We start from the raw sequence: 347 nt of genomic DNA, 5'->3' as shown, positions 1-347 counted from the left end.
CCTGTCGCCGGTTTCATGACCGTAGGTGTCATTAATATTCTTGAAGTAATCAATATCCGCCAGGATAAGGGTAAAGGAAGCTTGTCCGGCTTGGGCTAATGCGTCGCCAACAATTTTACCAGTTTGCTCCCCATCCCACTCGGCTTGTTCATGCTTACCCGCACCTTGAGAGCGCTCTGTTTTCCAGAAATCCGCCACTCTGGCCAGATTGCCTGCCAGCTGTCTGGACATCAGCAGCCGGCCTTCTTTACTGAAATTTCTGTGGTACCACTCGGTCAGATACCGCCGGTTGTATAGCCCGGTCAAGGTGTCGGTTCTGGCCAGACGCCCCCACTTAACCCTGGAAC

General features: G+C 53.0%; 1 protein-coding gene. It reads right to left on the bottom strand.

The features are described 5' to 3' along the window. Positions 1-347, bottom strand: a 347-nt coding sequence (locus tag J0A66_RS22235) for a diguanylate cyclase (RefSeq protein WP_206576007.1), incomplete at both ends; no start/stop codon positions are given.

Origin of the sequence: Bowmanella dokdonensis (assembly GCF_017254865.1) — a bacterium.
GTDB lineage: Bacteria > Pseudomonadota > Gammaproteobacteria > Enterobacterales > Alteromonadaceae > Bowmanella > Bowmanella dokdonensis.
The sequence above is the reverse complement of the archived record's forward strand: the minus strand, read 5'-3'. Positions and strand labels throughout refer to the sequence as shown.